Genomic DNA, 12,367 nt, shown 5'->3' with positions numbered 1-12,367 from the left:
CTATAAGTCCCTACGTAAAAAGCCGTATCTTTCACGTTCTATTCTGCGTGAAAGATACGGCTTTTTATTTTTAAGAGATCTATGAGATAGGTTAAACGGTCTGTGGATTGGCTTTCATAAGTGTGGGTGTGGACTCCCGTATGATCGGTTTGGTCACGATATGCGAGACCTGATAAGGCTGTGACGGATGATCAATCCGGGATAACAGCATCTCTGCAGCCTTAATGCCCATTTCGTTGCTGTAGATATGAACCGTCGTTAATGCAGGCTCAATAATCCGTGATTCAGGTGCGTTATCGAAACCGCATATGACGATATCCTGCGGCACTTTAACATTTCTCGCTTTCAAAGCTCTGATCAAGTCGACTGCGATAAAGTCGTTGGCACACACATACGCATCAGGCAGCGACTTCAGCTCTGCCACGCGTTCGTTCAACCAGCCGGGCTTTGAGAAGAACAGGCGGTCATCATCCACAATGCATTGGGATGGATCGACCTGCAGCCCCGCTTCCAGCATGGCTCGCTGATATCCTACCCAACGTTCATTGAAGCTTTTGCAATGATTGTAATCCCCGGCAAATCCAATATGGTTGTAGCCGCTCTCAATTAATTTCCTGGTTAATTGATACGTGCTGTGCTCGTTCTCCATTAGCAGCAAATCGGCATGAAATTCCGGATAACATATGTCGGAAGCGCTATCGATGAAGATCGTGGGAATTCCAAGATCGGTAATAAGCTGAGTATATTTGAGATCGAACAATTCAATGCAAATGATACCGTCCACGTTGGAAATATCAAAATTGTTGGGAAGTGTAAGTGAATCCTGATCAACCTCACGCACGATATGAATGGAGAGATTGTACCCCTCTGCGCTGATTCTTTTCTCCAGACCACTGATTAACATCGAACCAAAGTGAGATGTATTGGGCAAATTCTCCGTTAACAGGGCGATATTGCTTGGAGCTTTAGTTAGAACATGCTCATTTTCCATATAGGCAAACTGTTTATATTTAAGTTCAATTGCTTTTTTAATTACACGATTACGTGTCTCATCCGGTATATTTCCGCTATCATTCAAGGCTTTGGAAGCTGTATTCCGGGAGATGCCCAAAGCATCCGCGATGTCCTGTATCGTGATTTTTTCTTTTGCCATCTAGTGCTTCACCTCTAATGATCATATGGTCGTCCATAGTATTATCTTAGTCAAATGTATAATAGATCGGAAGAAATAGCAATCGTAATTTTACATATGCACAATTTAGTTTACGTTTTTAATTCAGATATTGCGCTATTATTTGTATTCAGTAGCTTCGTTACAAATGATAATTAGTTCGAAGTATCCTACTGATGATAAGAGGGGTGACAGGTTGAGGGGGAATAAATAAACGTTGTATATACAATTTAATGCACATTTAGAACTCGAAAAACACATAAAATGATATCAAATGCACAATTATTTTTTACATAATGTATTGACTAATGCCTAGATCACCTGCTAAATTGTAAATTATCAAATGAGCAATTGTAAATATTGAAAGCCCTTACTAAAAACAATTGTCAACTTCAGGAATGAACGGAGGTAATGTGTTGGATAACACAGTGGATACCAAAAAGGGTACTGGAAGGGCGTTGAAAGAGAGGGCATCTACCGGTCACAGGATGCAGCAGTTCAAAAAGAATTATTTTTTGTACTTGTTACTCGCACCAGCTCTGATCCTGACCCTTGTCTTCAAATACATCCCGATGTACGGAGCCATTATCGCATTTAAGGATTTTAGTCCGATCAAAGGTATTATGGGCAGTGAGTGGGTAGGCTTGAAGCATTTTGAGAAGTTTTTGGCTTCGCCCAATTTTGATGTCATCTTTATGAATACGCTTAAACTCAGTTTTTTTGGATTGATATTCAGCTTTCCGGTACCGATATTGCTTGCTCTCATGCTCAATCAGGTACGTAAAGCCGGAGTGAAGAAAAACATCCAATTGTTTCTGTATGCACCCAACTTTATCTCGGTGGTTGTCGTTGTAGGTATGCTGTTTATCTTTCTATCCCCAACAGGGCCGATCAATCAGATAGCCACAGCAATTACAGGGCATCCCATTATGTTTATGTCCGAACCGGAATATTTCCGTTGGATATACATTTTGTCGGATATCTGGACCGGAGCCGGCTGGGCTTCCATCATTTATGTCGCAGCTTTGGCCAATGTCGATCCGGAACTTCACAATGCAGCCAATCTGGACGGAGCGAATCTCATTCAACGTATTCGCCACATCGACCTTCCGACGATTCGACCGATTATGGCCATCGTATTTATTCTTGCCGCTGGCGGAATCATGTCGATTGGATTTGAGAAGGCCTACCTGATGCAGACGTCCATGAACCTGCCTTCCTCCGAAATCATTGCCACGTATGTCTACAAGGTGGGCTTGCAGTCCGGAGATTACGCTTATTCTGCGGCAGTGGGATTGTTCAACTCGGTTATCAATGTCATTTTGCTGGTGACTGTGAATCTGATCGTGAAGAAATTGAATGAAGGCGAAGGCCTCTATTAGGAAAGGAGTGTTATCCATGGTAGTCAAACATACGGGACTGGATCGTCTGATCCTCGCGCTGAACGCGATTTTTCTCACCTGTGCCGTACTGGTTGTGGTTGTCCCCCTGATTTATATCGTCGTTGCCTCATTCATGGACCCAACGGTGCTGCTGAACCGTGGACTGTCCTTCAATGTGTCCGACTGGAGTCTGGACGGGTATCAGATGATTTTGTCCAATCCGGCCATGATTCGAGGGTTTGCCAATGCGGTTCTGTACTCGGTTTCTTTTGCACTCGTGACGGTGACCGTTTCGATATTTGCAGGGTATGCCTTGTCTGATGAAAGGCTGGCTGGGCGAGGATTTTTCATGATTATTTTTATCATTACGATGTTCTTCGGTGGCGGTTTGATCCCTACCTATCTGCTTGTTCGTAATCTCGGCATGCTGGACACGGTATGGGCTATTATCATCCCAGGCGCAGTCAACGTCTGGAACATCATTCTCTCCAGAACCTTCTTCAAAGGGGTACCGCGAGAACTGAAAGAAGCCGCCAATGTGGATGGTGCCTCCGAGATGAAGATTTTCTTCCAGATCGTCATTCCGTTGTCCAAACCTATCATTTTTGTCCTGGCGTTGTACGCGTTTGTAGGGCAGTGGAATTCCTATTTTGACGCCATGATCTATCTGGATAATCCGAACCTCCATCCGCTACAGCTCGTTCTGCGCTCCATCCTGATTCAGAATCAGGCTGCACCGGGCATGATCAGTGATCAGCTTGCGATGGCGGAACTGAAACGGCTCTCGGAAATGATCAAATATTCAGCCATTGTCATTTCGAGTCTGCCACTCATCATTATGTATCCATTCTTTCAGAAATATTTCGAAAAAGGTGTCATGGTAGGTTCACTCAAATAGTGAGCAGCCTGAGATACAGCACGTTCGACCCAACACAATTCACGGAGGTCATTATTATGAAAAAAGTGAAAAAATCCAGAAAAGCCGTTACAACGGCATCCATCTCCATGTTGTCAGCCATGCTCCTGCTCTCGGCGTGTGGCGGGGGAGGAGGCGGTGCGGCGAGTGAAGCCCAGTCGCCTGATGGCAAAGTGACATTGAATTTTATAACACAGAGTTCTCCGCTGGCGCCCGCTGATCCGAACGAGAAACTGATTAACAAGCGACTCGAAGAGAAGACCAATGTGCATATCAACTGGAAGAACTATACGAGTGACGTGTTTGCGGAGAAAAGAAACCTGGCGGTAGCCAGCGGAGATTTACCTGATGCCATCTTTGACGCAGGTTATGGGGATTATGATCTCCTGAAACTGGCGAAGGATGGGGCCATCATTCCACTGGAGGACATGATTGAGCAATACATGCCGAACCTGCAAAAGGTGCTGGAGGAAGCTCCCGAATACAAGAGCATGATTACGGCTCCAGACGGACATATTTATTCCTTTCCCTGGATTGAGGAGCTCGGAAGTGGCAAGCAGCGCATACAGGCGGTGGATGACATACCTTGGATCAACGTGGAGTGGCTGAACAAGCTCGGACTGAAGATGCCAACGACAACCGAAGAACTGAAACAAGTGCTGATTGCGTTCAAAACCCAGGACCCGAACGGCAATGGCAAGGCTGACGAAATTCCGTTGTCCTTTATTAACAAGCCGGGCGGAGAAGATCTGACATTTCTATTTGCAGCATTTGGACTTGGGGAGAACTGGGACCACACCGTGGTGACCAACGATGGAAAAGTGGTCTTCACGGCAGCTGATGAAGGCTACAAGGAAGCGGTCAAATACATTCACGAACTGGTCCAGGAAGGTCTTGTGGATGTGGAAGCATATCAGCAGGATTGGAATACGTATCTGGCCAAGGGCAAAGACAACAAGTATGGCATGTACTTCACTTGGGATAAGGCCAACATTACAGGTATGAATGATACCTATGATGTTCTGCCTCCTGTCGCCGGACCGAATGGAGAAATTAATGTTGCACGTACAAACGGTATCGGTCTAGACCGGGGACGAATGGTTGTTACGAGCAGCAATAAAAATCTGGAATCCACAGCGAAGTGGGTGGACCAATTGTACGATCCGCTCCAGTCCGTGCAGAACAACTGGGGAACTTACGGTGATGAGACACAACAGAATATTTTTGAATTGGATGAAGCCAAAGGCATGCTGAAGCATCTTCCGCTGGAAGGCGCTGCACCAGTTGAGCTCAGACAGAAAACGAGTATTGCAGGACCGTTGGCTATTCTCGACAGTTACTATGACAAATACACAACCAAACCGGAAGATGCTGCATGGCGTATGGAACTGCTCGATAAATATATGGTTCCACACATGAAAGCAGAAAACGTCTATCCAAGCGTGTTCTTCTCAATCGATGAACTCGACCGCCTTTCCACCATTGAGACTGATCTGTTCGCCTATGTGCTGCGTATGCGCACGGAATGGTATCAGAATGGAAAGATCGATCAGGAGTGGGATGCTTATCTGAAAGAACTGGACCGTCTTGGATTGCAAGAGTGGCTGCAGATTAAACAAGCGGGATATGACCGCAACACCCAATAAAACAAACTGGATGAGGAGCTTTGCCTTACTAGTATTAAGGTGCGTGAGTGAAGCAAAGTGTCCTCTTCAACGGTTTGATCCAAAGGAGAAACCAATATGTCTACCATTTCAACAACCGATTACCGGGGCGTCTATCATTTCTCACCCAAGGAGAAGTGGATGAATGACCCCAATGGCATGGTATTTTTCAAAGGTGAGTATCACTTGTTCTATCAGCATCATCCGTTTGGCACAACCTGGGGACCGATGCATTGGGGACACGCGGTGACGAAGGATCTGGTGACCTGGGAAGAGCTCCCTGTGGCTTTGGCGCCGGATGAACATGGCATGATATTCTCCGGCAGTGCCGTGGTGGACTGGAACAATACGTCCGGATTCTTTGACGATGAGCCAGGACTGGTGGCTATTTTTACCCATCATCAGGAGGTGCCAAACGATCATCCGATTCAGCGGCAGAGTCTCGCATATAGTAAGGATAGTGGAAGAACATGGGTAAAATACGAGGGCAATCCGGTACTGGAGCATGAGTCATTCGTGGATTTCCGTGATCCCAAAGTGTTCTGGCATGAGCAGACCAAAGAATGGATCATGATTATCGCTTGTGGTCAGACGGTATGTCTGTACCATTCTCCCGATCTGAAGGATTGGACATTGGGCAGTGAATTCGGCGCCGGGATCGGTTCGCATGATGGCGTCTGGGAGTGCCCTGATCTGTTCCCGCTAGCCGTGGATGGAGATGCGAGCCAGGAGAAATGGGTGATGCTCGTCAGCATTGGTGCAGATCCGGCCTTCAAGGAAGGCTCCAGAACGCAATACTTCACCGGAGATTTTAATGGGAATACATTTGTTCCTGATGAAGCTTCACATACCGTTCGCTGGTTTGATCATGGTCGGGATAACTACGCAGGGGTCAGTTGGTCCGACATTCCGGCAGAAGACGGCAGACGCCTGTTTATGGGTTGGATGAGCAACTGGATGTATGCCAATCAGACACCAACCGAAGCATATCGCGGCGCGATGACCATTGCGAGAGAGCTGACATTGGAGAAAAGGGACGGAGAAGTCCTGCTGGTTCAGCGTCCAGCACGTGAGCTGGAGCAAGCCCGCACACCAGTACTGTCCTTACAGAACGCTTCCATTAGACAACTGAGTGAGCAGTTGAACACCTTGGGCCTCGTAAACTATGAGATTTATGCGGAATGGGCTTCTGATCAATCTGTTCAATTTGCATTACGAAGTGGTTCAGGCAACGAAACGCTCATCGGCGTGGATGCTAGCCAGAATGAGGTATATGTTGATCGCAGTCGATCGGGTATTAGCGATTTCCATGAACATTTCCTGGGCCGCCATGCAGCTGGATTAAAAGCAGTGCAGGGCAACCAACATGTGCGTATTTATGTGGATTACTCATCCGTAGAGGTATTTGCCAATGACGGTCAAGCGGTTATTACCGATCTGATCTATCCGGATGCGGGTTCCAAGGGAATCTCTGTTCAGTCCGAAAATAAGGATTTAGTATTTGATTCGCTTCATATCTACGAACTATCCCCCATTCGTGTTGAAGGTCAATCGAAATGATCGTGAGGGGGACAGTAAGATGCTTATCGGAGCAATAGAAGCCGGTGGAACGAAGTTTGTATGTGGTGTAGGTAACGAGCGAGGGGAAATTGAAGATTGGTGCAGCTTTCCAACGGAACATCCCGAGACCACACTGGCGAAGGCCATCGACTATTTTAGGGACAAAGGAGTGGCGGCGATCGGGATCGGCTCCTTTGGTCCGATTGATCTGCAACCCGATAGCCCCACCTATGGTTACATTACAACAACGCCCAAGCCAGGGTGGGAAAACTGTAATGTTATTGGATCATTGAAGCGCGAATTCCCGGTTCCCTTCGGATGGGATACGGATGTGAATGCAGCGGCCCTTGGAGAAGTCACGTGGGGAGCAGCGAAGGGACTGGACAATTGTGTGTATTATACGATCGGCACAGGTGTTGGGATTGGACTTGTGGCGGGAGGTAAACGTGTGCATGGATTGCTGCACCCAGAGGGTGGACACATCCGGACGAGACGCCACCCGGAGGATCATTTTGCCGGATTATGTCCGTATCATGGCGATTGCTTGGAGGGAATGGCTGCGGGCCCAGCCATTCAAGCCCGCTGGCAGAGCCCTGGCAGCGAGCTGCCGGCAGTCCACCCGGCCTGGGAGATCGAATCCTTTTACATTGCGGAGTCCATCACAACGGCCATTCTGCTTCATTCCCCGCAAAAGGTCATCCTGGGCGGAGGGGTGATGCAGCAAGGTCATCTTTTTCCCATGATCCGGGAGCAGGTTGTACGGAATCTGAATGGTTATGTGAATGCAGCCCCAATAACACAACATATCGACCAATATATTGTCCAGCCGGGATTGGGCCAGCACGCAGGACTGTGCGGTTCTCTCGCATTGGGTTTAGAAGCATTGCAGCATGAAACATATGCTTTATAGCGTTTGATATGTATGGACGTCCCAGAAGGGGCGGATGCAGGTTCACTTATCTAAGAGACTGCGCCGTCCTTTGTGGGATTTTTGTCTCATTACTATATGAAAAGAGGGAATGCTCATGAAATTCATCTTCCGTTCCATTGGTTGTGTTCTATTATCATGTGTCCTTGGATCTTCTTCTGCTGGAGCATACTCCACAGCATCTGTTATGGAGACAAATGCCTCGCAAAGGATAGAGCAGACCTCTGAGGAATCAGCAAAACAGGGGGAGACGGTTCAAATGTTAACCAAAGTGTCTAAGGCAATAACGAATTTGTCAGATTGGACATTGCAAGGTAGAGGCGATCTGGAAGATACGGATGAAGGACTTCGTCTGACTTCGGACGCCGGGGAGAATGTGATGGCCATATCGACTACACGATCCGATAATTTTATCTATGAAGCTGATTTGATGATTCAGGATATGAAAGCGGATACGAGCCTTATTTTTCGATCCAATGATACAGGTTGGTCTTCATATATGCTGCAAGTGATTCCTCAGGCTGGTGTGATACGTCTGAGAGATGCCAGTGGACAGCCAGGAACGTTAAATGTAGAACATAAAGCAAACCTGGAATCTGGAGGTATCTATCATCTGAAAGTGAAAGCGGACGGAGAGAGTCTTCAGGTATATTGGGATAATCGGTATGACCCGGTGATTGATGTGAAAGACAGTACCTACTCATCAGGGAATCTGGGGCTTCATGTGTGGGATGGGTCGGCTTTGTTCCAGAATGTGCAGGTTAGTACCATGAATGGCAATATCGGCAAAACGATTAGTAGCGTAGGTGAATGGCAGCCGGATTTGAAAGGATATAAAGGGAAAGCAAACGTGCAGGGGAAAGGAAGGGTCATTTACGAGAAAGCGACATCTGATTTTGTATATGAAGGAAATATATCTCTTGCCAATGCGAGTACCTCAGCAGCGCTGCTATTCAGGGCAAATGCAGATGGAACGAAGGGATATGAAGCAGCCCTGATTCGGGAAGGGGAAGAAGTTCGGGTACAACTTCGAAAAGCGGAGGGTACAGTGCTCGCCAGCTCGAATCGCAAGTTTCCAAGCCAACCGGGAGCGAGGCATCACATCGAAGTTATAGCCTCGGGCAGCTTGATTCAGGTCTATGTAGATGGGTACACGCCTGCAGCTGTTGAGGTGACAGATAAAAGCTACGCTATTGGAAATGCTGGACTTGTGGTTCAACAAGGCATCGCTTATTTTCAGGATATCTATGTGACGGAAGAATCGGTGTACTACAAGGAGAACTATCGTCCTCAGTACCATTATTCTCCGATTCGGGGATCGGCAAGTGATCCAAACGGGCTGGTCTATTACGAAGGAGAATATCATCTGTTTCATCAGGATGGAGGCACCTGGGCTCATGCAGTCAGTTCTGATCTTATAAATTGGAAGCGTTTACCTATTGCGTTGCCCTGGAATGATCAGGGCCATGTATGGTCGGGATCTGCAATTGCTGATCTGAATAATGCCTCCGGTCTGTTCACGGATTCGGGCGGAAAAGGTCTGATTGCGTACTACACTTCCTATCATCCAGATAAACCTGGTGGCAATCAACGTATCGGCCTCGCCTATAGTACTGATCAAGGCCGGAATTGGCAATACGCTAAAGATCGTCCAATTGTTATTGATAACCCTGGCAAGAATGGTGATGATCCGGGAAGCTGGGATTTCCGTGATCCGAAGGTCGTCCGGGATGAAGATCACAACCGTTGGTTGATGGTGGTGTCCGGCGGGGATCACATCCGGTTCTTTACTTCAACCAATCTGCTCGATTGGACCTTAACCGATAACTTCGGATATGGCGATTATGTTCGAGGTGGTGTGTGGGAGTGTCCCGATCTGATTCAACTGCCTGTAGATGGAACGGGTCAACGTAAGTGGGTGCTAATGATCAGTACAGGGGCCAATCCGAACACCCAAGGGTCTGATGCGGAATATTTTGTAGGCCAGCTAACAGCTGATGGGAAATTCCTGAACGATCATCCGGCGGGACAAGTGTTGAGAACGGACTTTGGTAAGGAGTTCTACGCATCGATGTCCTTTGCGAATATGCCGGATCAGCGGAAAGTCATGCTTGCATGGATGACGAACTGGGATTATCCGTTTGAGTTCCCAACTTCCTCATGGAAAGGACAACTGACCATACCAAGAGAAGTCTCTCTTCGAACCACGGATGAAGGAGTACGTTTGGTGCAAACACCGATCACTGAACTCCAGACACTGCGGCATAACCTGTATAGTGCACAACAAATGATCGTTGGACCAAAAACAAAAAATCCGCTTGATGGCCTAACGGCAGGGGCGTATGAGATTGAAGCTGAAGTGGAAATTCCGGCTAACAGCTCTGTAAACGAGTTTGGTTTTCAAGTGCGTCAAAGAGAAGGGCAGAAGACCACTGTAGGATACAGAGTAAATACGCAGAACATGTTCGTGGATCGCACCGCTTCGGGGGACGTAAGCTTCTCCGACTTATTCACCAAGGTACACGAGGCCCCGTTACAACCTGAAAATCGAAAGGTGAAGTTACGTATATTCGTCGATGAATCCTCTATAGAGGTCTTTGGCAATGATGGCAAGGTTGTCTTCTCAGATGTCATTTTTCCAGATCCGGCGGGAAGGGCAATGGCATTTTATAGCCTGGGTGGGGAAGTGAAGGTGAGCTCCATGAAGGTGTATGTCTTAGATAACATCTGGAGAAAGAGCACTTCCTCCAAGTCTCAGGTTATTGCAGATAAGCAAAGAAGAACGGCGAATGTTGGGCAGACACAAACGCTGTACGCCACGGTGGAAGGCAGACCCGGAAAAGCTGCCACTCAACCGTTGAAATGGAAGGTAAGCAATCCTAAAGTGGTGCAAATCGTTCATTCTGATAAAACGAAAGCTACGGTTCGAGCTGTGGGTGGAGGCGAAGCAGTAGTAACGGTATCAACGGCAAACGGCAAAGCTTCTGCCCAAATACCGATAACGGTATCCAGTGGCATATTCCATACCAACTTATCTGGCTGGAAGTCGGATAAGTCATCTGCCCAATGGCTTATTTCCAAACAAGGCATACAGGGCTATTATAGTGGAGATACACAATATATCGCACAGGAAACGGCAGGGGATTTTCAATATGATGCTGATCTGACGCTGGGAGCTCAGGGTGGAGCAGGGTCTATTGTATTCCGTGCAAGTGAGGATGGACGAAGCGGCTACTATTTGAATATTGACCCGAACCTGAAGTCCATCCGACTATTTTATAAAGTGAATGGAAAAATCGAAAATCGACAGGTAATTGCTCAAATCCCGAGATTCGTTCGTAAAGATCATACGTATCACATCCAGATTAAGGCGAACGGTCCTCGAATCCAGGTTGATGTAGACGGTGAGCGAGTCCTGGATCTTCAGGATGGAACGTTTGCCGAAGGACATTTTGGAATTCATGTGTTTGGTGGGAATGCGTCCTTCCAGAATGTGAATGCAATCCATAGGAAGAAAGCAGAATTGGAGCAGGTGATGATTCATAACGCAGGACATCCCGTTACGGTGCAGGCTGTTCCATCTGAAGCAGGAGAAGTGATAAAGGTTGCTGTGGAGACAGAGAATGCAGGTGAAGGCTTCAAATGGGTACTTGTACCGACAGGCGATGATTCCGGCTCTTACTCCATTCGAACCTTGAGCGGAATGTCTCTTGATTGGGATGTAGGACAGAATCGTATTCAGCTCTATTCGTATCTTGGTTATGCGAATCAACGCTGGAACATTTCAAAGAATGAGGACGGGACGATGCGCATTACAAGTTCTCATAACGGGAAAGCACTTGGCATATCCGAGGATGGGGCAGAGCTGGTAATGGATGAGTATCGTCAAGAGAACGAGTATCAAAAGTGGGTTTTTAAGCAACAATAATAGCGAAAAGGGGTGCAGTTATCTCCAAGCACGCTCACGGTTAACAAACATTTACGAATTTTTTCGTTAGTTTATACCTATCGTTCGCTTTTATGTGTTATTTTCATGTTAACTATATCTTTTGGGTTGCCTAAAATCGTAGATATATGTATAATCAATCGTGTTAACACGTCGAACGTACGGTAGTAAATGATGTGGGTGAGTTCATGGAACTGCTGGACAGTAATGAGAGCAAGAAGAAGATGTGCCAGTATTATAACGAAATTTCGAAGGAGCTGTTCGGCTTTGGCACCACTCTCCTGAGAGTGACCATTGATCAGAACATTGTGACCTTCTACGCGAAGCACCGACGTTCACCGCGCTCTGACGCCCTGGAAGGGGAGGCCCCCGGCTTGAAGCTGGAAGTGGACTTCCGCATGTCTGTCTTGTATAAGAAGAAATTCAGGGAGAAGTTGGAGCAGCACATGGGTTTGCCAATCGAAGCTGTATTACGGGATTACGATGCGTCCACGCAGTGGGCCATTACGAATGTGATATTGGAACAAGCATAGGATGGATCGACAGGTTCGATGCATGCGTTGCATACAATTCTAATTCATCATTCGGATTCCGAACAATTTCATATGATGGCGTCTGACTTCGGATTGATTCTGAGGCAGAAACCGATGATGTACCGGCAGCGGGTGTCGCTTTCCTTTGTTTACGAAGAAAAGTGTTCTTGTTTATACAAGAATGCTTTTCTTTTTGTTTTTTTAAGTTGAACTATATGAGCCCAACTAACAAATATTCACACTGGCACTCCGATGACAGAACAACCT

Annotated in this window: 8 protein-coding genes; 7 read left to right on the top strand and 1 reads right to left on the bottom strand. The window is 47.0% G+C overall.

Annotation, left to right across the window (positions count from 1 at the left end; genetic code table 11):
• Nucleotides 1–91: 91 nt before the first annotated feature.
• Nucleotides 92–1,153, bottom strand: a complete 1,062-nt coding sequence (locus G3352_RS07720; RefSeq protein ID WP_163755434.1) for a LacI family DNA-binding transcriptional regulator — start codon at nucleotides 1,151–1,153, stop codon at nucleotides 92–94.
• Nucleotides 1,154–1,659: 506 nt separating this feature from the next.
• Between G3352_RS07720 and G3352_RS07715 the strand changes: the two genes are divergently transcribed.
• The 7 genes from G3352_RS07715 to G3352_RS07685 all read left to right on the top strand — a co-directional run bounded on the left by G3352_RS07715 (nucleotide 1,660) and on the right by G3352_RS07685 (nucleotide 12,100).
• Nucleotides 1,660–2,553, top strand: coding sequence for an ABC transporter permease (locus G3352_RS07715; RefSeq protein ID WP_240342996.1), 894 nt, complete (start codon nucleotides 1,660–1,662; stop codon nucleotides 2,551–2,553).
• 16 nt (nucleotides 2,554–2,569) lie between these two features.
• Nucleotides 2,570–3,451, top strand: coding sequence for a carbohydrate ABC transporter permease (locus G3352_RS07710; RefSeq protein ID WP_024632860.1), 882 nt, complete (start codon nucleotides 2,570–2,572; stop codon nucleotides 3,449–3,451).
• A 56-nt stretch (nucleotides 3,452–3,507) separates the two neighbouring features.
• The gene (locus G3352_RS07705; protein WP_205524762.1) at nucleotides 3,508–5,115 is read left to right on the top strand and encodes an ABC transporter substrate-binding protein; all 1,608 of its coding nucleotides are present in this window, start codon (nucleotides 3,508–3,510) and stop codon (nucleotides 5,113–5,115) included.
• Between the two features lie 96 nt (nucleotides 5,116–5,211).
• Entirely contained in the window at nucleotides 5,212–6,693 is a 1,482-nt protein-coding gene (locus G3352_RS07700) for a glycoside hydrolase family 32 protein (RefSeq protein WP_163755432.1), read from the top strand.
• A gap of 19 nt (nucleotides 6,694–6,712) precedes the next feature.
• On the top strand, nucleotides 6,713–7,603 hold the full coding sequence (locus tag G3352_RS07695) for an ROK family protein (RefSeq protein ID WP_163755430.1): 891 nt from the start codon (nucleotides 6,713–6,715) through the stop codon (nucleotides 7,601–7,603).
• Between the two features lie 115 nt (nucleotides 7,604–7,718).
• Complete coding sequence (locus G3352_RS07690) at nucleotides 7,719–11,549, top strand: GH32 C-terminal domain-containing protein (protein WP_345940736.1); 3,831 nt, start codon at nucleotides 7,719–7,721, stop codon at nucleotides 11,547–11,549.
• Nucleotides 11,550–11,755: 206 nt separating this feature from the next.
• Nucleotides 11,756–12,100: a Na-translocating system protein MpsC family protein gene (locus G3352_RS07685; protein WP_024632855.1), complete on the top strand. Its 345-nt coding sequence runs from the start codon at nucleotides 11,756–11,758 to the stop codon at nucleotides 12,098–12,100.
• Nucleotides 12,101–12,367 lie beyond the last annotated feature (267 nt).

Source organism: Paenibacillus sp. ALJ109b (assembly GCF_010747435.1).
Classification (GTDB): domain Bacteria; phylum Bacillota; class Bacilli; order Paenibacillales; family Paenibacillaceae; genus Paenibacillus; species Paenibacillus taichungensis.
The sequence above is the reverse complement of the archived record's forward strand: the minus strand, read 5'-3'. Positions and strand labels throughout refer to the sequence as shown.

Coding starts and splice junctions, on each gene's coding strand:
- G3352_RS07710 (WP_024632860.1), top strand. CDS start 2,570: ATGGTAGTCAAACATACGGGACTGGATCGTCTGATCCTCGCGCTGAAC.
- G3352_RS07700 (WP_163755432.1), top strand. CDS start 5,212: ATGTCTACCATTTCAACAACCGATTACCGGGGCGTCTATCATTTCTCA.
- G3352_RS07715 (WP_240342996.1), top strand. CDS start 1,660: ATGCAGCAGTTCAAAAAGAATTATTTTTTGTACTTGTTACTCGCACCA.
- G3352_RS07685 (WP_024632855.1), top strand. CDS start 11,756: ATGGAACTGCTGGACAGTAATGAGAGCAAGAAGAAGATGTGCCAGTAT.
- G3352_RS07690 (WP_345940736.1), top strand. CDS start 7,719: ATGAAATTCATCTTCCGTTCCATTGGTTGTGTTCTATTATCATGTGTC.
- G3352_RS07720 (WP_163755434.1), bottom strand. CDS start 1,153: ATGGCAAAAGAAAAAATCACGATACAGGACATCGCGGATGCTTTGGGC.
- G3352_RS07705 (WP_205524762.1), top strand. CDS start 3,508: ATGAAAAAAGTGAAAAAATCCAGAAAAGCCGTTACAACGGCATCCATC.
- G3352_RS07695 (WP_163755430.1), top strand. CDS start 6,713: ATGCTTATCGGAGCAATAGAAGCCGGTGGAACGAAGTTTGTATGTGGT.